Here is a 21,384-nt window from a genome sequence, read left to right on the forward strand (position 1 = left end):
TCGTCCTCGACCCGCCTTGCCCGGTCAAGGCGGGTGATCTACTGGGGTTTCTCGGAGAAAATCCGGGCAAGCATCAGGCCGAACCGCAGGGCGGGGTGCCTCGCCTGAAAGCGCGTGTGGCGATCGAGGTCTTTGCCGGTGCGGAATTCCCTGATTATCTGGCTGAAGCACGACGGCGAGTGGCGGCGCTTCCCGAAGCCGAGAAGCCCATGTTGATTGTCGAAAAGGGTGCGAAGCTGTGTCGGGGTCCGCGAGCTGCCGAGATGACGCTTACCCCGGGTTATGTCCTGGTTCCCCCGGCCGGCGTATCGACGACGGGGAGCTTCGTTTACGGCTCCATCCACCGCATCGAGCGGGTGCCGGTGCACTCGACCCTTCCGCGAGGCGCGATTGCCCGGGACTATGCGAAAGGGGACGGCACGCCGTGCATCGACAGCGCCCACTACAGCCGACTGAATCGGACAAACAAGGCGCTGTACACGCAGCGCGAGATCCTGATACCCGACGGCGATAGCGCGCCGCGCTGGGCCTATAGGGACCAGCCCCCCGATGCCAACATCCCGCTGTGGGATGCACCGCCGCTGCGAACGGAAGATGCCGACCTCGTCGCGGACTTTGAGCTTTCACTCAACCGTGGGCAGCTGAACGACCTGGAGGCTTCACGACGTTTCGTCGACATCGATGGGACGCATTGGTGGCAGATTGCAATAGGCGACGACGGAAACGAATGTCTGCTTGGCTGGGTGTGTTCAAAGGATCACCCGGGGACGCGCTGGGAGAGTCCGCATGCGTGGCCTGCGTTTCATCTTTCCGACGCGACCATGTTCGAACCGATGGCGGCACTTCAGCGGAGCGTCTGTCTGATGGGCGACGTGCGCGACGAGCACAGGGATGCCTTTGAAGCGGTTACGACCGAACTGGGCGCCAGTTACTTCATTACGAACCTGGAGCACATCATCGGCCTCGTCGGTACTCGCCGAGGGAGTGTCGTGTCGTCCGATATTGGCGAGGCTCAGCAACGTCCGTGGATCGCTCATCGCGTCAGCCGTCAGATCGTACGCTTCGAGAGTCACTGGAGCAGCAATATCGATCGATGGACGCAGTTGAATCCGTATATGAACGCCGACTGGCATGTGGACATGGAGCGGCAGGAGAAGAGTGGTTGGTGGAATGAGGTGGCGGGGAAGCTGGCAGGGTTTCCCTCGGACGCGAAGGTGCACCACATACATCCGTTTGGGTGGGTTGATAACTTCCGTGTCCCTGCTCAGCGTTTCCCAAGGATGACGATAGCCGGTCAAAAGGTGGATTTGCCATTCCTAGAAATTTTTTCGGGTCACGAGCTTTCCGAAGAAGACTTTGTTGAAGCTGCGAACGATCTCCAATGCGAAGCCGAAGTTATTAAAGCTATTGCCAAGGTTGAAACTGGCTACCCTGGACCATTTTTTCGCCCTGGGGAAATCTTGGACGAAGGCGACGATATCGTGCCGACCATACTCTACGAGCGGCATATCTTTCACCGCCGAACTGGCGGTGCCTATGACCTCACACACCAAGAGATTAGTGATTCGGCTCATTACGTGCGAAAGCTGGTACATGGTGAGCGTGAGACACCAAAAAAGATACTTTACGGAGACAGTGTAAAGCAGTACGAGCGCCTTCTTAAGGCTTACGCGATCTCTCCTCATGAAGCACTAATGTCTGCCTCCTGGGGAGCCTTTCAGATCATGGGGTTTAATTATGAGGCCTGCGGACACTCGTCAGTGGACGCTTTCGTCCGTGCGTTGAGCGAAAGCGAGTCAAATCATTTGAAGGCGCTAGTGTCTTTTATGAAAAAAAATCCTCGGCTTCTTACTGCGATTCGCCAGAAGGATTGGACGGCAATTGCCAAAAATTACAACGGGCCGCAATATGATGATTACGATGTTCGGATGTCAAGGGCATATGGTGCGATCAAAGAAAATGACTAGATCGCTAGTCATTCTTGTGGCGGCGACCTTGACTGTGGGTGAGGCACGTGCGGCCAGTAACTCATGCGTCAACGACGAATCGGAAATCTTTTCGTGCAGGCTACAGAATAGGAAGATGGTTTCACTTTGTACGCGAGCTATCGCAGAAGGTAATTTTCTCGTCTATCGATATGGAAAGCCTTCGCAGATTGAGCTTGAGTTCGCTGGTGATGCGTCGAAGACCGGCCCGTTCTTCTATGCTGGTTTGCGACAGCGCTTCGCATCCTATTTCGAAATAGGCTTCAAAAATGGAGGGTATCAATATTTACTGGTGCGAAAGTGGGGCGACGGAGAGTCGCTCTCATATCACCTGCTTGTTGACGAGGTCGAAAACGAGAACGGCAGGCATTTGGACCTTCGGTGCGTTAGCGACATCGTCGACAATGGACTTAGCGACGAAACCAACGGTTCGTGCGACCCGCGAGCAGTCGTAGGCTGTAACTACGCTGATCGGAGGTAATAACTAGCGGCGCGCCGACTATAAATCGGCGCGGAGTGCCGGATTTGCGATAAATGATGAATGATAATCTAATTAATCTCAAAGTTGACATGACAGTCACATCTTTGTCGCTCGTCGCATCGATTGCAGTCAACGGTGGACAAGACTACGTCGATGCGTGGTCGGGTATTCGATCTGCGGGCCCTAGGCATCGTCCGTCAACAAAAAAGATGAGGTCATGGTATTCGGGCATTCAAGAACAAAAAAATGGACCATTCGCATATAGCAAAAATCAAGGAAGGTCATGATTGCAAAAAGAAGTCGCGCTATTAGGCTTGCCGTGACAGGATGCCTTACTCCGAGCGTTCCGGCATTCTCAGGTGACCTGTGCAAGCCAGGCGAATCGCTTCATTTCTCCTGCGCAGTAGGTACCACAAAATTCATTTCGATCTGCAGGTCCGCAGACCGCGGGAGCCTGACCTATCGTTTCGGTCGCGTCGGTTGACCGAACTGCAACATACGGACATCGTAGGAAAGGACAGCTCGTTCAACTATGGAGTGCTGCATGGCCGCCTGACCGGCATATTTGAAGTAGGCTTCTCACGCTTGGGATACGACTACACGGTGTATCGCCAGACTGACATGCAGAGCGGTACGACGGCTCGTGGCGTTCGTGTGCACGCCAAGGGTTCCGATTCACTACACGATATCCCGTGTGACGGGGAGTTCAACGACACGAATTTCAACGCAGTCACCGACGTTCCGTGCGATTCGAATAAGGTGGTCGGATGCTCGTTTGAAAAGAACGAATATCACCGATATCTACTTTGAGAGTATAGGCGAAGACATGATATCTATGGCAATTGCGTTCGCCTTGCTCGCCGCAAATACAAGTTCGAACCCGGATGCCAGTGTCTTCGCGAGCGACGAGTCTCTCGTGTTTTCGTGTCGGTTCAAAAGCAGGAAGACGGTTTCTATCAGTAGATCGTCTGCGAACAACGATGATTACACAACGTTTAGGTACGGGTCGCCGGGCCAGCCGGAGATCACGCATCATGCGAAAAATAACAAGAAGAGCGATTTCTACTATGCGATGTTGGCCGATATGCAAGCGATCTTCTTCGAGTTCGGATTTGTCAACGATGGATCGAAATACAGCTTAATTCGCGATTGGTACGAAGGCGTAGGAGAGCCCTCGTATCTCTTGCGCGTGGTTGGCATGGAGCCACGCGAAGGATACGGCCTTCAGTTGCGCTGCGCTGACGACATTGTCGACAACGGCCTGACTGATCAAAGAAGCGTTCGGTGCGATGTCGACATGAAGCCGGGCTGTGACGACGAGGACAATGAGAAGGCTGGCTATCCCATGAAAGCGCCAGCGTCAGCGCAGCATTGATCTTTCGTAGAGGTATGGCGAAAGTGGTCCAGACCCCTCGTTGCTCGTTGCAACGAGGGATCGCTTCTACGCGTTATGTTTGAGAAGAACCCGCCGGTTCAATCAATGCCACGCTGACCGAGCCATCCGCGATGGAGACAAGGGCCGAGACATCACCGGCTTGTCGTGATGCCGCTACCGCTAACGCCATCGTTGTTGGATCTGCGCTGCTGCCAAGGCTGCCGGTGATTTCCTGGACGTTCGACAACTGAGCCAGATACCGCTTGTGCTCGGCATTGCTCAAGGTGAGAAGTTCGCGCAGTGCGTCTTGAAAGCGTTCGTCGGCTGCTTCACCCAAAACGGCTCGTTGAGGAGCCGGTGTGTCCGGATGGTTCGTGAGTACTGCTTTCCAGGCGGAGGACAGCGCGTCCGCGCGGTCTTTCGAAAGGTCAACCGCCCTGTGGGAGACTGATACCGGGCGATGAAGCGTTGCCACAGATGGCACTTTATCGAATTGGTTGAACCACGCCCTCATCCATGGTGAAGGCAGGTGAATGCCTGCCGACGAGTACCCGGGGGTGGGATGATTCTTTATGAATGCTTGCGCGTGGACGCGCCAACATTCCATGTCCATCCAGTACTTACTTCTTCCATGGTGCGGATCGCTTGCGACTTGGTCTCGGTAAATGCGGATCAGGTCTCGCTGCGCGTTGGGTGGCGTTGCTCTCCCGGGGATGTCTTCGATAAGGAACGGCTTGACCAACGTTTCGATGCGCTCCCGGTGTACAAGCACCATCAGGCTGGCATTCGACGTTACGCCGCTATCGGCGCCTACACGGAAGTTCTTCCCGTCCGCTGCCATGACCACTAGTATGGGTAGGGCGGGGTTGTCGTCGAACATGGAAAAGATGGTGTCGGCGAGATGCTCGCTCTTTCGCTTTTCGGCAGGGTGTTCTTCGACAAAGAAGAAGCCGTGGCGAATGGAGTCGGTAAACGCGTCGAGGGGATCGAACGCTAAGCGATCGCTATCGGATGGGGGCCATACCAGCAAAGGAATGGGCCAGGCACCAGGAAGCGCCGGTACGATCGCATCGAAAAGCTCAGCGATGGCGTCGGCCGGGTAGGCTTTGGCGCCCTTATAGGACCTCCCGCTGCGGCCTCCTGCGATCTTGTTCTGCCAGCCTTCCTTACCATGGCGAACGGCGTTCCACGCATCGACCTGCGAGCGTGGTCCGACAATGACATGGATACACCTGATCTCCAGCTTGCTCGTTCCATGCTCAACGGCGGTAAGGCGCTCGTGCCGTTTCTCCTCTTCGGACATCATCACCAGTTTTGTCGCAAAACTTCCGATAGCAACGAGCAGCATCACCAGCTCGCCTTTAAACGCCAACGTGCGCCATGATCTAAAGGTCAACCATTCGAAGTGGGGTGCTGCCCAATGAAGCAATGCGATGACAGCGCACCACGCAATGGTGAGAAAACATACCAGCATGGTATGAGAAAATGCGGAGTCGACGACAGGCTTGCTGGGGGACTTCCATGTCCAAAGGGGGCTGGTGCGGCGCAGCTTATCCATTCGCCACCTCATGGTCGAAACTTGATTCGAACGGGCAGTAATCCTTCATTGGCGCTCCTTCGTGAGTTGATGCTTCTGAGCGCGGCATACGCACGCGCAGGAAATGACCTGCGGCATGAAGTGCGCGGTCTTAGCAAAGAAATGTCAGTTTTTCAGAATCTTTCTCTGCCTAATGCCCGGCGATTCGCCGGCTTCGGTGTCAAGGTGATGCCGATGTATGCCCTTAGCACGAGTGTGTGGGGATCTGGGCCTTTCTGACCGAGCAACACGGCGCGGGAGTCTCGCCCGAATTCATCAATCGGAGACCGACGAGGTCATGGGAAAAGTCGTAGTACGGCGACAATAGCCGCTCAATGCCACGTACCCAGTCGTTCTCTCTGCCTCTCGACTAGATCGTCAGAAACAGGCAGACCCAAGGTGGCCTTTCTACCATTTGTGCCAGCGCTCTCAGAACGCAGAATGAGGCCGATAACAAACGCCGCAATGCTCACGATCATGCTGGCCACGCTGCCCTTTATTGGAAGGTTAGTCCAACCCATATAGGCAGCATCCCATTCGATGTGGGCCGTCATCCAACGCAAGACGAAAACGACGACGCCCCATACGATCGTCAAACACAGCCCTATGCTGCCCATCGTTCGAGCTGCCTGAGTCACCTTCGCCCCGGGATTCAAGATGCCTTCCAAAGCGGTACGAAGGACTTGCTTAGACACACTGCACCTCCATAGCACGCGTCTCTCCCAGTTCGCAGCACAGGAAGTCGTCACCGTTAACCGTCAGTTTCAGCGCTGCCCCGGGCACACCTTTCTCGTCCCGCCCCATAACGACGCGTGCGATCGTCCCCGCAACCTTTCCGTCAACCACCCGTATGGCATCACGCGCCCCCGCATCGATCTCCCGGCATTGCGACATCACCCAGTCCACGACCGACTGGTCGTAGACGAGGTCCTGCCCGGCTCGCTGTTTCAAGCGATCTCCCAGCTTATCGATCCGTCCACGGATGATGGCTTCGAAAGCGTCGTCGGTCAGGGGAAAATAAGGAACAGCGGTCAACCTGCCCAGAAAGGCCGCGTTAAACGCTTTGTAGAGGAACGGAAGCATGACCTCGAGGAGCGCGCCCGATGTCGGCCACCCTCCCTCTTCCGCCTGGAAGCAAGCTTGCATCGCGGCCCTGGAGCCCACATTGCTCGTCAATACGATTGTCGTCTGCCGGAAGTCGATCTCGCGTCCCTCAGCATCGGCCATGTAGCCTCGGTCGAACACCTGATAGAAGAGTTCGAGCACATCGGGATGGGCTTTCTCGACCTCGTCCAGCAGTAGGACGCTATACGGCTGCCGACGAATCGCTTCGGTCAGCGTGCCACCCTCTCCATAACCGACATACCCCGCGGGTGCCCCTTTCAGACTGGAGACGGAATGTGCCTCCTGGTACTCGCTCATGTTCACGGCGATCAGCTTCCGCTCGCTGCCGTGCAGCACTTCGGCGAGAGCGAGCGCGGTTTCGGTCTTGCCGACTCCCGACGGACCGACAAACAGGAACACCCCCTGCGGACCGTCCGGATCGCAGAGGCCGGAACGCGCCACGCGCACGCGATTCGCCACCTGAGAAAGCGCGTCTTCCTGACCGAGCACGCGCTCGGCCAGGCGAGCTTCGAGGTGATTAAGCACGGAAGTCTCTGACTGCGTCATCTTTCCGGCCGGGATGCCCGTCCAGTCGGACAGTACCGCGGCGACAACGCCGGCATCGACCACCCGTGGCACGAGGGGAGCGTCACCCTGAAGTTCTGCAAGGCGACGAGTTGCCGCGAGTCGTGACGCGACGACGTCGACATATTCAAGGGCGTGGCTATCGGAGGACTGGATCTGCTCGATCAGCGCCTTCTCGCCAGCGATGGCCGCCCTTCTGTCCTCGATACCTCGGGCAAGTTGTACGACCCGTTCCTGCGCCTCGTCCATGCTTTCTGGCGCCAGGTCACCGTCACCCTCATCCCGCGCCAACGCTTCAACACGAGTCAGTGCCCGGGTAAGGAAGGCTTCATCCATGGTCACGACCGGATGCGGATCGCAGCGACTCAGCATGACACGTGCGACCGCCGAATCGAGCAAGGCGATCGCCTTGTCCGGCAGCTGCCTGTCCGCGATGTATCGGGCGGATAGTGCGACCGCTGCCTTCACCGCATCATCCATGATTCGCACACCAGCGTGCGCCTCCAGCGTTGGAACCAAAACACGAAGCATGTCCTCCGCCGTTTCCTGGTCAGGCTCATCTACTTTCACTGGCTGAAAGCGCCGCGTCAGGGCTGCGTCTTTCTCGACATGGCGTTTGTATTCGGCCCAGGTGGTTGCGGCAATGGTGCGGAGCTCGCCACGCGCAAGGGCGGGCTTCAACAAGTTGGCTGCGTCGTTTTGACCAGCAACGCCTCCGGCGCCGATAAGGGTGTGCGCCTCGTCGACAAAAAGGATGACCGGGTTCGGACTGGCCTGAATTTCCGCCAGAAGGTCGCGCAAGCGGCTTTCGAACTCGCCCTTCACGCTGGCGCCAGCCTGTAACAGCGCCATGTCCAGTGACCGGATCTCCGCCTCCTTGAGAAGGGGCGGGACTGCACCTCGGGCGATCGCCAATGCGAGGCCCTCCACGACGGCGGTCTTTCCGACGCCCGCCTCACCGACTAGGATCGGATTGTTCTGGCGGCGGCGACACAAGATGGTGATCAGCTGGAGCGTCTCTTTCTCCCGGCCCACGACGGGATCCAGCCGCCCTGCCCGTGCGCGCTCCGTCAGGTCGATCGTAAACCGCTCCAACGCCAAGGCAGGACCGTTCGCGTTTAGAGGACGGGTGTCGCTACCTGGATCCCTTGCATCCGCGCCTGCGCCCTCGCCCGGGTGTTCCGACGCGCCGATGCCAAGCGACGCCATACACTGCCTCACCGCGGTCAAATCCAATGCCGCTAGATGCGGCGACACGCGGGCCAGCATCGGTCTCCAGTCGCCACGGCCCAGCAATCCCAGCAGCAGGTGGCCCGTTCGGATGGGCTGGTCCATGAGCTCATGCTTCGCGACCGCATCGGCCTCCTCAAAGAGCGACGGGATGAATCCCGCGAATACCGGCGTGCGCGCGTTGCCGCTACGAAAGACTTGTAAGCGACTTTCCAGATCTGCCCGAACCAGCGGCGAAACATTCCCTAGCCGCTCCAGAATCAGGTCGAGGTCGCAGCCACGCGTGTCGAGCGCTGCGAGCAGCACATGCTCGATATCGACTTCGTGATGCCCGTGGGCGACGCACAGATTGGCGGCTCGAGCGGTCGCACCGCGCAGGGCCTGAGTCATGGAGCTTATCAATTCGGACAGGTGATCAGACATGGAAAGTCCCTTTCATAGTTTTAGGATGTACCGGCCATCGCCGCGATGCACCTGGGCAGGGCCTGAAGACAAAAAGGCGTCGCGACCAAGCTGGCCAAAGCCCGATGGACCGAGGCGGATACCCTGCACATCGTCGCGGTGAAGCATGGGAATCACTTCGAATTCGCAGGCGCTGCCCACTGTATTCGCGAGCCACACCCGTAGCGAAGCTGCCGCCTCGCCCTTTGGCAGAAACGCCCGGTAGCGCTCAAGTCGTAGAGGTCCGATATGAATGCGCACGCGAACGTCGCGCCGCCAGCTGCGACTCCCGAGGATCATGTCGGCGCCCAGGCGCATGTTGGCGTTGCCAAGGCTGGCACGAAGCGGCCCAGGCAGGTCATACCACGCGCCGACGAAGTCTTCGACGCGGATGGTCTCGCCCAACGCAACGGACAAGATCCGGCTGAGGTACGGTGCCGACATGGGCGTCTGACGAAGGCCGGCGCAAATGCTGGCCACCTGATTATCGGGAATAGCCGCCAAGGGCCGGGCATGTCGTACTACGTCGCTGCTAAGCACCTGACCGGCCAGCGACGCCAGGCTGCGAGCCAGCGGATTCGCGTCCGACTCTTCATAGGCGACAACGGGGTGGCGGTAGCGCCACGCCTCGCAGTACTGCTCCATCGCCCGCCGGGTGAGCAGGTCGATGAAGGGATGCACCATCCCGCCCTGACGATCCATTTCTAGCGAGGACAGCCACTCGGTGTAAGCGAGCGGAAGCCCGCCGAACGTCCCGAACAGCCCCATGAAGGCCGGCGTCACTTCTACGTCGACTTCGGCGGCTGGGTCGGTCAGTGCTGCCAACGCCTCTTCGTGCCCGTCGATCGCTCGGCCGTCGCGGACGATCCGAATGGACTCGATGTCGCCTGCCGGATACGAGAGCGACACACTGTTGCGAAACCGGATCTTTGCCCGAACACCTTCTCCCTTCGTGCGGACCAGAACGCGACGGAGCAAACGTATGGCCTGATGAAACTCGAAGACCTGCGGTGTGGTGAGCAGCCGAAGCGTCAGATCAGCGGGCCGGTACCGGTACGCATGGCGCATCGATGCAACTCCTTTCCGGTGTGGGAAGACAAGACGGCCAGCTCCGTAAAGCTGTTCATCTGAGCGTATTGCGAGAAAAAGACGTCAAGCACTCGCAACAGCGCGTGCAGCCCAAGCCCTACCAGACAGGTCTCGTCGATAGAAATCGCGATCTCTGTTCCCCTCGCCAGCGTCGGCGGGAAGGCTCCGGGAAGCCAGCGGGTAACTGCCTCGTGCCGGACCGACACGAGCGCACTGACCATTTGCCGGCCCCATCGCGACGTGGGTGGAACGTATAGTTCGATGACCTGCTTTAGAACGCTGCAACTTGGCTCAAGAAGCGACACTTGCGTGAATGCCAGCTGCGATACCAGGCGCCACGTGGCCTGTTTTCCCAGTTGGAAGCGCGAGGCCCTTGTCGGGCGTGTAATCAATTGCCCGGTCGCGCTGGATGTTTCCGACCGGGAGGAGATCTTAGCCTCAGGTGTACCGCATGCGATTCGAGATGGCCTATCGCCATCGCAGCACCGGAGTTCGAGGCTAACACCGTAATCGAGATCGACAGGCTCACACACCCGGTCGACAAACATGATCGATTCGGCACCCGTGCGTTCATTCCGGTCGCCCTCCATCCAAAATGGCCCCACGTCTCCCGCACCGGCTCTCCGCAGGGCATAGAAGTGCGGAATTTCGCGGCGAACATCGACGTCGCCCGCGGACTGAGCAAAAACAGAGTCGACGGCTATGAGCCCGCCAGGCAAGATATCCAGGGCCGGTGCGTCTATTTCGAAAGACGTTCCAGCGTGCCTGTTAGCCGGGAGGCCAACTGTCCTTCGATAGATGTTGGCAACCGCTACGCAGCGCGTAAGAAGGTTTGCCGACCCCATCCTTTCGAGCGCATGTCCATCGCCGGTCACACCTGGATCGAGCACGACAATCAACCGACCCGAAGACGCCCCTACCATTTGCTGCGGATGAACGAGGTCGAAAAATCCGAATTTATCCGGAAACGCGAAGAGCTCGCGGAGCAAGCGCAAGCCCGGGTGAGCCGTACCGGGATCGTCCAGAACGCGAAAGTCATCGTCGAACCCCAGCGCGCGCACCGAGCCGCCATCCATGTAGCGCCCATCTTGGGAGGGATCGGGTATCAGCAATGCTTTCACGCCCAGCCCAAGGGCATCGCGCAGTGACGCCACCACGGAGGGGTCGCCGTCGACAAAGACCCGCAGCCGTTCGGTCGCATGTCCGTGCCAGGTCAGTTCCACGTAAGGGCCTGAATATGAAGCGCCACTCGTGCAGTGAAACGTGCCCGCGGTATGAAAGGCCGCGTCGGTGACCTCCGGATCACGCGTGCTTACCGCCATCAGCGTCGTAAAGGAGATCCGACTCGCGGCACCCGCCCCGGCGCGCACGGCTTTGCCCACCGGCCATTCCTCGGCGGCGCTGCCCGGCGTAAGGCGGGCAACGGCGCAAGCTGGGAAAGGTCGCCTGTAAACGGGATAAATGGCCTCGAGAAGTTTCTCGGCGAACCCGGCGTATTCATCATCGAGCCGCATGGAGATCCGCGCCGTCAGCAATGCAACCGACTGAAGCAGGTTGTTGACTTCGGGATCGCCGCCACCTTCATCAAACATGTGAAGCCCAGCGGCGAGCCGTGGGTAGCGGTCGGATAACTCGCGCGCACCTTCCCGCAGCGCGGCTATTTCGCGCTCGTAGTAAGAGAGCAATGTATTCATCGATGTCTGTCGTCGGCGTGAGTGTTATCTCATCCCCGACGACCGCCCTCCGGCTTTACTGAGAACTGCAATCTCGCCGATTCGAAGCACGCTTCGAAGCCGACGACGGATGCGACACCGGCCATGTGAAAACGCGCATGAATGGCGAAGTGCAGGGAGGCTCCGGCACTGGCCTCTGCCGGGAGCGTCACCTCGACCTGACTGAAGCGCCGGTCGTGCGTTTTTATGGCCTTCGCGACTTCCTGGGTCAGCCGCTGCCTGTCATTGCCGTTTGACAGGCTCAGCGCGGAGAAATCGGGCACCCCGTACATGACGATCGAGCTGTCGATTACGCTCACCGGCTCCGCCGCACCCTCGGTTCGCTCGCCTTTCCGCGTCACCGATGTGAGGTTTTTGCGTGCGTTCCGGGTGTTGAGCAACCGCTCTATATCGCGGGCGGCCATACCCACATAGGTGGCCTCGCTGACGTGCCCCGGAAGAAACGCGCCGGACGGATCTTCAACACCCAGCAAGCGGTCGATCAGCCCCGCCTTGATTCCCTGCTTTGTCATATTCCCTCGATGAGACGGGCGGTAGCCCGCCCACCTCCTTTCCAATCAGACCGTAAAGGTCTTGTCATTCTTCGTCAGGCTCCACGCACCCTGCGTGACGCCACCCTGCCCGCCATCGATGTTCTGCTTCTGGTACTTCCACTGAATCGCGGCATATTTAAGACAGAAAGACTCCGACGGAAGCGCCTTCCCATCGTTCGTCGGCGCAATGTGGGAAATCAGGACGTTCTTCATCTGGATATCGAGGTACTTGACGCGCTTGCCGTCGCCCGCATCACGGAAGAACTCTATCTGCGCCGTCTGGAACGTCGTACCACTGGACACCGCCTGATAGAGCAGCGGGCTGGCCGAGTCGAGATCCTTCACCAGCACCATGTCGCCGTGCTCGGTGCGCTCAGCGGTGTGGCCGCCCGAAGTGGACGCCGAGCCCGACTTCGGCTGCGTGATCGAGTGGTTCCAGGCGGTGATCTCGATCCACTGGTCGTGGTCTTTGTCGGCCGATTCGCCCTTCAGGTCGGGGCCGGTCAATTTCAGATAGATACTCTTCATGGGAAGTTTCCTTTCGGGGGTTGGGGAACGTGGGGTCAGCCGCCTGTAGCGGCAGGGAGCTCCGTGACCAGGCGCAGGGACACGGAGAGCTCGTCGAGCTGAAAATGCGGGCGAAGGAACGCCACCGCGCGGTACACGCCTGGCTTGCCTGCCACCTCGGACACCTGGATCGACGCTTCGCGTAGCGGAAAATTCGACTTCGCCTCGTGCGTTGCGTTGTCGTCAAGAAGCACGTACTGGCTGATCCAGTCGTTGAGAAAGGTCTGGACGCTGGAGGGCGAGGCAAAGCTACCGACCTTGTCGCGCATCATCGCCTTGAGGTAATGCGCAATGCGGGACACGGCCATGATGTACTGCAGCTGCGTCGACAGGATCGCATTGGCATTCGCCGAATCCGTGTTGTAGCGGGCGGCCTTCTGAATCGACTGAGCACCGAAAAACGCGGCGTAGTCGGTGTTCTTGCAATGAACCAGCGAGATGAAGCCCAGATCGCTGAGTTCCTTCTCGCGCCGATCGGTAATCGAAACCTCCGTCGGACATTTCAGGGCCAGCTCACCATCGCCCGTCTTGAAGGTGTGGGTCGGAAGATCCTCGACCAGACCGCCACCTTCGACGCCGCGGATCGCAGCACACCATCCGTAATCGACGAACGCCGATGCCAGACGGGAGGCAAACGCATAAGCGGCATTGCACCAGAGGTATTTCTCATGGTCGGTACCGTCGACATCCTCGCGGAACGCGAATCCTTCGGTGGGCAGCCCTTCCTGAGGGTCATACGGCAGGCGACCCAGGTATCTCGGCAACGTGAGCCCCACATAGCGACCGTCCTCCGATGCACGTAGCGAGCGCCATTTGACGTACTCCACCGTATCGAAAACCTTAGCCATGTCCCTTGGCTTGCTCAGGTCAGCGTAAGACGAAAGACCAAACATCGAAGGTGATGCCGCCGAGAGAAAAGGCGCATGTGCCGCCGCAGCCACATGCGACACCTGTTCGAGGAGGTAGAGGTCTTCAGGTTGACGCCCAAACTCGAAGTCACCCACGAGCGCGCCGAACGGCGCCCCGCCGAAAGAACCGAACTCCTCTTCATAGACCTTCTTGAACAAGGCGCTCTGGTCGAACTCCACGGCCGCACGGAAATCCTTGGCCAGTTCCTGGGTGCTCGCGTTGAGCAGCTTGACCTTCACCGAAGCGCCTCCCGCAGCGGTGGTGCATAGGTAATGCAGGCCTCTCCAGCTCGCTTCGAGTTTCTTGAACTCTGGGGCGTGCATTACCTCGCTCAGCTGGGCGGAGATGAGTTCATCGATCTGCGCAATGCGACTGTCGATGGACCGCCCCAGGGAGTCGGCCACAACGATCGTGCCATCCATCACTTCGCGGACCAGCTCGCCGATCACGTCCGCCGCCCTCTCCCGTTCCGCCGACGTCTGCGCGATATGAGTCCGTGAAATGATCTCAGCCAGGTCATCTTCCAGCACGATCGGGTGGCCGACCACCGGAGCACTCGATGCCGCTGCGCTCATGCGCCCACCTCCAGCCCATCCTCAGACACCGCGCCACTTCGGGTCTTCGCAAGCACATCGACAAGAAGGTCCTCCAGAAGGTCACTTCCGTTCATCTTGTTGCGCAAATCGGCCAGCCGCCCCCGCGCCTCGAGCAGCCGCCGCAGCGGCTCAACCTGCCCGACAACGGATTCCGGCCGAAAATCATCGATCGCCTTGAAGCTGAGGTTCACGGCGAAGGAGCCTTCACCCTCAAGCGCGTTCGGAACCGTGAAGCTCGCGGACGGCGTCATCCCCGCCATCACATCGTCGAAGTTGTCGACATCGACCTGCACGAACTGACGATCTCTGAGTTTAGCTTTGGAAGGGCTCTGCCCGGCGAAATCACCGAGCACACCGACAACGAAAGGAAGTTCCTTGGCCTCGATGGCGTCGCCCCTCTCTACTTCGTAGGTGAGGTGAACGCGCGGCTTTCGGACCTTCTGGAGTTTCTTCTGCGAACTGATTTGTTTCGACATGGCTCGATGCTCGGGTAAAGGGATCAGTTGTCTGCACGCAACGCCGAAAAAGGGTCACTGGAGTCGTGGATGCCGCGGGTCACCGCTGCTCCACGAGCCTGTTCCGCGGCGGTCGTAGCGGCCGACTTCGCAGGACGACGCTTCTTCTTGGGAGGCAGCAGCAAGTCCTGGCCAAGTGTTTCGCGCAATTTCTGTGCAACCTTGGCGGCTTCCAGATGCGCAGGACCCTTCGGGTCCGACTCACTGTGAATCAAACCGAGCGCATCGAGAGCGACGCGCAGACCGGAGACCGTCAACACGCTCTGCGCCGTCGTATCCATGGGGTCGCGCTTGAGAACTTCCTGAGCCTCCGTGATCGCCGGACCGTAGTCCTGCGCATTGAAATCAAGCTCAGCCATGCGTCGCCACGGTGCTTTGGACGTTGAATCGACCTCAGCAGCCTTACGAAAACTCGCCTTCGCGGAGGCAACGTCCTGAGCACGAATACTAGCCTCCGCCCGCGCCATCCAAAGGTCATAAGGCGGCAAAGGCGGCTTTGTCGGCGTCTTCTGGCACGCGGAAAGCGAAGCGATAAGGACTGGCACCGTGGCCAGTCGGAAGAGACTCTTCAATGGGATTCCTTTCTGTTACGTCGTCGATGACTTCTGCGCGGACCATGTAGGCGCAGGCGGACGCTTTATATAGATGTCTGACGACATATGTTTGAGAATTTGAGCCGACGTCGATCTTCGTACGGCATTCGTTCATGTGCACATCGTCAACTGAAGTGCACGAGATATCTATTGGATGTCGCCCAAGATGAAACGTAGGACTACGCCTATACACATCTGCATTCGTCATGGGATACGATGCGCGCCCCATTGAATGGACGTCCGTCGAGCGATCGACGTCGACACCGAGCGAGAGGATCGCATGACACTTCCATCCAAAGTCCTTTGGTCCGAGGGACTGTTCCTTCAGCCACAACACCTGCAGGCACATGACCGCCATCTGGAGGATCGTCTGTTGGCGACGTCCAGGGCGATTCACCCGTTTCCCTGGGGTATACGGCAAGTGGTTCCCGCGCAGGTAAACGGCCACATCGAGAGCCTGTCCCTGCTCAGGATCGACGTCGTGCTTCCCACCGGCGAGCACCTCGACACGCCGCTTACGTCGCGGCTTCCCGCGCCACTCTCGCTCCATGACATCCCGTCGACGTGTCAATCTTTCATCGCCAGCGTGGCGCTCCCTGTCGCCCGCCTGGACGCAAACAACGTCGCGCTCAATGACGAGAGCGGTCGCCGTTACGTCAACGAGGCTTTCGATGTCGCCGACATTTTTGGCGATGCCGCGACGGCGTCCGTACACTTCGCCGTCTACACGCCCCGCCTCATCATCGATGACAAAGCGACGCCAGACGTGAGCAAGGTTCCGGTTCTCCGCCTGCATCGCGGGACGGCCGGCAAGTTCGAAATCGATCCGACATTCATACCCCCCTCATTGACGATAGGGTCGTCGGTACCGCTCTTCCAGCGCCTGGTGGCGCTGCTTGAGAATCTGCGCACCAAAGCGGCCGCACTGATGGCCGAGAACGCGGAGCCGATTCATCAGGCGGTTGCCTTCCGTGCGGGAGACCACGCGTCGTTCTGGCTTTTGCATACGGTCAGCAGCGCCGCCGCGTCACTTCAGCACCTCGAGAAAGTTCCGGACGCTTCGCCGGAGAGGCTTCATCACGAGCTGCTTCGCCTGGCTGGCGGCCTGATGGCCTTTTCCCGTGCATACCGTATCGCCGACTTGCCTGCTTACGAGCACCACGCACCGCACGACGGTTTTCATTTACTTTTCAAGATGATCGACAAGCTCGTCGACACGGTGATCCCGACCCGCTTCATCCCTATCCCTCTTGAGAAAGCGGGGAAATCGTATTTCACCGGAACCATCGACGCCGCCAAGATCGATGCCTCCGCATCCATCTATCTGGGCGTATCCGCTGGAACTTCCGGTCAGGACCTCGCGACGTCGGTGTCATCACGATTCAAGATCGGCGCGTCGGATGACGTTGAGAAAGCGGTGACCTCCGCGCTTCCCTGCGTCAAGCTGATCCACATCCCGATTCCACCGCCGACGATTCCGGTCAAGCCGGGATATGCGTACTTCTTGCTCGAGGCCCATGGTGGCGCCTATGAGCGCATGCTCAAGACAGGCGCAGTGCGCGTCTTTGCGCCGGCTGGCCTCGAAGACCTTCCGCTTGAAATGTTCGCGGTGGTCGCGTGAATCCCGACATGGGATCGCCTCCGTTGAAATCGATCCACCGACCAGCGGACGCTGGCGGTGATTTCTCGCTCGTAGACGAGTACGCCGAAGCGTTTCAGTTGCTTCATATGTTACGTGCCGGTCCTGTCCCGATGGATAGGGAACGACTGGCTAATGAAGTCAGGATGCTCATCGGCGACGTACGAAAGCGTGCGCTTGCCGCGGGCATCGAGGTGACATCGGCCGACGACGCGGGCTACGCGATCTGTGCGGCAATCGACGAGGCCGTACTCGCGTCGGTCTGTGACTTTCGGAAATCATGGGAGTCGGCGCCACTACAGCTGGCGCTGTACGGCGATCAGTTGGCGGGGGAGCACTTCTTCGACCGACTTGAACGCCTGCGCGAACGCGGTCGGAGCCAACTACCCGCTATCGAAGTCTTCCATATGTGCCTGACACTCGGTTTCCGAGGCCGCTACCACCTGGATGACGAGGACAAACTTCGTTACCTGATGGCTCGAGTGGCCGACGAGATCTCCCAGGCAAGGCAAGGCTCCACCGGCCTCGCGCCGAATTGGGCCCGACCCGACGCTCCCGCCTTCCGGTTGCGCCGCATCGTATCCGCTTTTGCCGTGGGCGGTCTGCTGGCCGGCATCGGCATCACCTGCTGGCTCGCTTTACACGCCGGACTGAGGCGGGAGGCGCTCGGTGCAGTGTCTGGCCAAGATGACATCGTGCAGCTCCCCGCGCAGGTCGCTCGCGTGTCGATTACGCTCCCCTAGCGTCGCCGCCCTCACACCGGACTCTGCCGATCATTCTCCGCAGCGATCTCCTGCAGATCCAGATCCCGCTCCAGATAATGCAGCAGATCGTCATGAATCCGCCCTGCGCGGTGCAGCTTGAGCAGTTCAACACGCCCCGCTGCGATCGCCGCCAGGATCACGTCGTAATGTGACTCCCGCCCGCCGGTGAAGTCCTGCGGCGCGGCGGCGAAACGCTCCGCAATCGTCGCCCGATACGTGTACTGCTCCAGCAGACGCGGATGAATCAACGATCCATCCGCGCCATAGGCACGCGCCTTAACCGCTTCGAGCTGCGCGGCATCGATCAACGCACCTGCCTGCCCTTCGGTCAGATGCGCCATGTCGACATGCACCACACGGTCCAGCCCGAGCCAGCGAATCACCGGCCCCATTGTGCCGCCCTGCAACACCACGGTGACGAGAATCACCGCGAAGGCAGCGGCCAGGGTCAGGTCGCGCCCGGGCATTTCCTCAGGCAACGACAGTGCGATGGCCAGCGTCACCACCCCACGCATCCCCGCCCAGCTCAGCAAAAATGACTCCCGTGGCGACGGCGGCGCGGCTCCACGTCCGATCAGATGCGCGAGCGGCCGACGCAGATAATCCGTGGCATACACCCATACGAACCGCGAAAGGATCACCGCGGCCACCACCGCGAGGATGGGAAGGCCCAGCGCCTGCAGCGCATCGCCGAGGCCGCCCAGCCGCTCCACGACACCGCGCAGCGAAAAGCCGATCAGGATGAAGACGAGTGCTTCGAGCAGGAAGATCATCACCGCCCAGAAGGTCGTGGCGCGCACGCGGATGTTCGCCGAGAACACCTCGTGCTGGTACCAGCCGAAAATGATGCCGGTCGTCACCACCGCCATCACGCCGGACACGTGCACGGCCTCACCGCCGATGTACGCGGCCCATGGCGAGAGGCACGACGCGGTGATGGCGAGAAATACCTGATCCATCCGGCGCAGCACCAGGACGACGACCGCACCGATCAGCGCACCCACCGCGATGCCACCCAGCGCCAGGCCGGCGAAGCTCATCACCGCGCCCTGAGCGCTGAAGGCACCGGTCAGGGCGGCGGCCACCGCGAAGCGGAAAAGAACCAGCCCGGTCGCGTCGTTGAGGAGGCTCTCGCCTTCCAGCAACACCATCGGCCGACGCGGCAGCTTCACCTTGCCCAGCACCGCTTTCGCGGCGACAGCATCCGGCGGCGAAACGACGGCGCCGAGTGCGAAACATGCCGCCCATGGCAGCGACGGCAACACGGCATGCACCGTGACACCGACGGCGAAGGTGGTGAACACGACCGCCCCCACCGCCAGCCAGAGGATGCCGCCGAGGTAGCGGCGGAAGTCCGACCAGACCGTGTAGAACGCTCCGTCCATCAGCAGCGGCGGCAGGAAAACGATCAGCACCAGCTCGGGATCGAAGCTCACCGCCGGTATGCCAGGCAGAAAGGCGATGCCGATGCCACCGGCCAGCAACGCCGCCGCGGTAGGCAGGCGAAGACGTCGCGCGATGAGCTCGAGCGCGACGATCGCGACCAGAAGGATCAGGACGAATTTGAACGTTTCTGTCGATGACATGGTGAGGCCGACGCGGCGGGACGTACCGCTTGTGGCAAGGATAGTCGAGGTGACCGGCCATCGGTCTTGGCCGTCCGCGCGGTCAGCAACCAGCCGTTGGCATCGGCGAAGTGGCCGGTTGGCATCGCGCCTTCCAGCGTGACATGCAGGCCCAGTGCGCCGGGCACGCGACGCAGGTCGGGGAACCAGCGGCGGTCACGGTCGACGAGGATCAAGAGACCCTCGTGATCGCCCAGAGGGGCGAACAGGTCGGACGACTCGCCGAACGGTGCGATGCCGAATCGCGTCACCATGTCCCGCACAAGCGCGGGCACATCGTCGGTGGGCAGGCCCACTTCGCTGACGCAGGCGATCTCCATGCCGTGGAACGGGCCATCGACACCGTCCTCATAGGCGTCGTCGAAGGTGTCCGCCAGCGCGTCCCGCGCGATCAGCTCGAGCACCGCGTCATGCGGCCCGGCGAAGTAGACCGAATCCGACCGCCAGGCACCGCCCAGCCGGAAACGCTCCTCGTCCATGGGATCCCGCAGCAGCAGGGCTCGCTCGCGCAGCCAGGAAAAGGCGGCTTCGAAGCGGCGAGGCGATACGTTGAACGCCAGATGGACCGAGCCCGTATCGGCCGTCGCAGGCACGATCTCGAGGGTCGTCCAGCCGACCCGCACGAGCCGCCCTTCGACAGGGAGCTGCATGACGTCGCGATAAAAGGCCACACAGGCACCGACATCGACGGAAGGAAGGGTGATCCGGGTGATGCGCATGGGGGTCTCCTGCGATGTGCGAGACACCCATTGAACAACCTCAAGCGCGCTCGAGGTCAACCCCCTCCTTTACATGCGGCAGACACATCGTGGGGGTACGCTCCGTCCATGACGAACCGCGATGAACTCCGCCAGATGCTCGAACGCCTCGACAGCGAGGTGACCACCGGCTTGCGCGACAACCCCGACCGCGACGCTTTCTGGCCGGAGTTCGCGATGCAGTCGAACGCCGTGCTCGAAGCCGCCGGCGACGAGCACTTCGACTGGGTCAGCGCGGAGATTGCCGACATGCTGCACCGGCACGGCATCCCGGCTCCGGAAGCCTGAGCTTCAGCCAGCGCTCCAGTCCACGTCCTTGAAGGACTCGGCGAGAAAGTCGACCAGTCGACGCACCTTCACCGGCAGGTGCTTGCGCGACGGATACACGGCGTGGATGCCGATGACGCCCGCGGCGTGCCCCGGCAACACCTCGTGCAAGCGCCCCGCGCGCACGTCGTGTCCCACGATGAAGTCCGGCTGCAACGTGATGCCCTGACCGGCCAATGCCGCAATACGGCAGGTATCGCCGTTATTGCTTCGGATCACCGGGCGCACCGTGACGCGCTCCACCGCCCCCTCGTGCACGAACTGCCAGTCATCCGGCCAGTAGCTGTAGCCGAGCACGGCGTGACGGGCCAGGTCGGCGACACGTCCGGGCGCGCCGTGGGCGGCGAGGTAAGCGGGAGACGCGCACAGGATCATCCGCGTGGTCCCCAGCGTGCGACTGACCAGGGTCGAGCTGGCCAGCGTGGAGATGCGAACGGCGAGATCGTAGCCTTCCTCCACTAGGTCGACCACGCGATCCGACAACGTGATGTCCAGCGACACCTTGGGATGCGCCTGCGCGAACCGCGCCCACAATGGCGCAAGATGCAGCACACCGAAAGTCAGCGGTGCCGTGATGCGAAGCAGGCCACTGGCCTCTCCATGCCGGGCGGTGAGCTCCGACTCCGCCTCGGCGATCCCGGCCAGCAGCTCGCGCGCCCTTGCGTAGAAAAGACGTCCCTCCTCGCTCAGCGACAGCCGCCGGGTGGTCCGGTGGAGCAACCGCACCTCCAGCCGTTTTTCGAGGTCGGCGACATGGCGCGAGATGGCGGCCTTGGTGAAGCCGGTGGCCTGAGCCGCGCCCACGAAGCTCCCGGCATCGACGACCGCCACGAAACTGCTCATTTCCTGGACCTTGTCCACGTCCTACCCCGTATGCCGTGACGTCCGGAGTGTCTCATAAAGCGCAACACTGGGTCGTTCAAAACGCCGATTATCCGCGCCGGAGGAACCAATATCGT

General features: G+C 60.4%; 19 protein-coding genes. 6 read left to right on the plus strand and 13 right to left on the minus strand.

Annotation, left to right across the window (positions count from 1 at the left end; translation table 11 throughout):
- The 3 genes from B5X73_RS05795 to B5X73_RS05805 form a co-directional block, all read left to right on the plus strand.
- The coding region (locus tag B5X73_RS05795; RefSeq protein WP_139382668.1) for an N-acetylmuramidase family protein at positions 1–1,967 on the plus strand (1,967 nt) is incomplete at its 5' end.
- A 979-nt stretch (positions 1,968–2,946) separates the two neighbouring features.
- Positions 2,947–3,276 (plus strand): hypothetical protein, encoded by a 330-nt coding sequence (locus B5X73_RS05800; RefSeq protein ID WP_079520928.1) that lies wholly within the window; start codon positions 2,947–2,949, stop codon positions 3,274–3,276.
- A gap of 25 nt (positions 3,277–3,301) precedes the next feature.
- On the plus strand, positions 3,302–3,841 hold the full coding sequence (locus B5X73_RS05805; protein WP_079520929.1) for a hypothetical protein: 540 nt from the start codon (positions 3,302–3,304) through the stop codon (positions 3,839–3,841).
- A gap of 73 nt (positions 3,842–3,914) precedes the next feature.
- Here the strand turns inward: B5X73_RS05805 and B5X73_RS05810 are convergent, their stop codons facing one another.
- The 10 genes from B5X73_RS05810 to B5X73_RS20565 all read right to left on the minus strand — a co-directional run bounded on the left by B5X73_RS05810 (position 3,915) and on the right by B5X73_RS20565 (position 15,291).
- On the minus strand, positions 3,915–5,399 hold the full coding sequence (locus B5X73_RS05810; RefSeq protein ID WP_176167744.1) for a DUF2875 family protein: 1,485 nt from the start codon (positions 5,397–5,399) through the stop codon (positions 3,915–3,917).
- 350 nt (positions 5,400–5,749) lie between these two features.
- Positions 5,750–6,112 (minus strand): hypothetical protein, encoded by a 363-nt coding sequence (locus B5X73_RS05815; protein WP_079520931.1) that lies wholly within the window; start codon positions 6,110–6,112, stop codon positions 5,750–5,752.
- Positions 6,105–8,759, minus strand: a complete 2,655-nt coding sequence (gene tssH, locus B5X73_RS05820; protein WP_079520932.1) for a type VI secretion system ATPase TssH — start codon at positions 8,757–8,759, stop codon at positions 6,105–6,107. The genes B5X73_RS05815 and tssH overlap by 8 nt, the downstream gene beginning before the upstream one ends.
- Positions 8,760–8,771: 12 nt before the next feature.
- Complete coding sequence (gene tssG, locus B5X73_RS05825; RefSeq protein WP_079520933.1) at positions 8,772–9,845, minus strand: type VI secretion system baseplate subunit TssG; 1,074 nt, start codon at positions 9,843–9,845, stop codon at positions 8,772–8,774.
- Complete coding sequence (tssF, locus tag B5X73_RS05830) at positions 9,809–11,560, minus strand: type VI secretion system baseplate subunit TssF (RefSeq protein ID WP_079520934.1); 1,752 nt, start codon at positions 11,558–11,560, stop codon at positions 9,809–9,811. The genes tssG and tssF overlap by 37 nt, the downstream gene beginning before the upstream one ends.
- Before the next feature lie 29 nt (positions 11,561–11,589).
- The gene (gene tssE / locus B5X73_RS05835; RefSeq protein ID WP_079520935.1) at positions 11,590–12,111 is read right to left on the minus strand and encodes a type VI secretion system baseplate subunit TssE; all 522 of its coding nucleotides are present in this window, start codon (positions 12,109–12,111) and stop codon (positions 11,590–11,592) included.
- A gap of 45 nt (positions 12,112–12,156) precedes the next feature.
- Positions 12,157–12,660, minus strand: a complete 504-nt coding sequence (locus tag B5X73_RS05840; protein WP_079520936.1) for an Hcp family type VI secretion system effector — start codon at positions 12,658–12,660, stop codon at positions 12,157–12,159.
- A 35-nt stretch (positions 12,661–12,695) separates the two neighbouring features.
- The gene (gene tssC, locus B5X73_RS05845) at positions 12,696–14,183 is read right to left on the minus strand and encodes a type VI secretion system contractile sheath large subunit (RefSeq protein ID WP_079520937.1); all 1,488 of its coding nucleotides are present in this window, start codon (positions 14,181–14,183) and stop codon (positions 12,696–12,698) included.
- On the minus strand, positions 14,180–14,680 hold the full coding sequence (gene tssB, locus B5X73_RS05850) for a type VI secretion system contractile sheath small subunit (RefSeq protein WP_079520938.1): 501 nt from the start codon (positions 14,678–14,680) through the stop codon (positions 14,180–14,182). Before tssB ends, tssC begins: the two co-directional genes overlap by 4 nt.
- 23 nt (positions 14,681–14,703) lie before the next feature.
- Positions 14,704–15,291, minus strand: coding sequence for a tetratricopeptide repeat protein (locus B5X73_RS20565; protein ID WP_139382669.1), 588 nt, complete (start codon positions 15,289–15,291; stop codon positions 14,704–14,706).
- A gap of 301 nt (positions 15,292–15,592) precedes the next feature.
- On the opposite strand from B5X73_RS20565, the gene tssK reads away from it, so the two are divergent.
- Together tssK and icmH are read left to right on the plus strand one after the other, a co-directional pair.
- Positions 15,593–16,933: a type VI secretion system baseplate subunit TssK gene (gene tssK / locus B5X73_RS05860; RefSeq protein WP_176167745.1), complete on the plus strand. Its 1,341-nt coding sequence runs from the start codon at positions 15,593–15,595 to the stop codon at positions 16,931–16,933.
- Positions 16,930–17,694 carry a type IVB secretion system protein IcmH/DotU gene (icmH, locus tag B5X73_RS05865; protein WP_139382670.1) on the plus strand — a complete coding sequence of 255 codons (765 nt, stop codon included), beginning with the start codon at positions 16,930–16,932 and terminating at the stop codon, positions 17,692–17,694. Before tssK ends, icmH begins: the two co-directional genes overlap by 4 nt.
- Positions 17,695–17,705: 11 nt before the next feature.
- Here the strand turns inward: icmH and B5X73_RS05870 are convergent, their stop codons facing one another.
- Both B5X73_RS05870 and B5X73_RS05875 read right to left on the minus strand, forming a co-directional pair.
- A complete protein-coding gene (locus B5X73_RS05870) occupies positions 17,706–19,301 on the minus strand; it encodes a Na+/H+ antiporter (RefSeq protein ID WP_036112374.1) in 1,596 nt (531 codons plus the stop codon).
- Positions 19,268–20,059: a VOC family protein gene (locus B5X73_RS05875; RefSeq protein WP_254857239.1), complete on the minus strand. Its 792-nt coding sequence runs from the start codon at positions 20,057–20,059 to the stop codon at positions 19,268–19,270. The genes B5X73_RS05870 and B5X73_RS05875 overlap by 34 nt, the downstream gene beginning before the upstream one ends.
- 108 nt (positions 20,060–20,167) lie before the next feature.
- Here B5X73_RS05875 and B5X73_RS05880 point away from each other — a divergent pair, with 108 nt between their 5' ends.
- Positions 20,168–20,386, plus strand: coding sequence for a hypothetical protein (locus B5X73_RS05880; RefSeq protein WP_036112371.1), 219 nt, complete (start codon positions 20,168–20,170; stop codon positions 20,384–20,386).
- 3 nt (positions 20,387–20,389) lie between these two features.
- Here B5X73_RS05880 and B5X73_RS05885 read toward each other — a convergent pair whose 3' ends face one another.
- Entirely contained in the window at positions 20,390–21,268 is an 879-nt protein-coding gene (locus tag B5X73_RS05885) for a LysR family transcriptional regulator (RefSeq protein WP_239709069.1), read from the minus strand.
- Between the last annotated feature and the right edge of the window lie 116 nt (positions 21,269–21,384).

The sequence above is a fragment of the Luteibacter sp. 22Crub2.1 genome (assembly GCF_900167995.1).
Taxonomy (GTDB): domain Bacteria; phylum Pseudomonadota; class Gammaproteobacteria; order Xanthomonadales; family Rhodanobacteraceae; genus Luteibacter; species Luteibacter mycovicinus.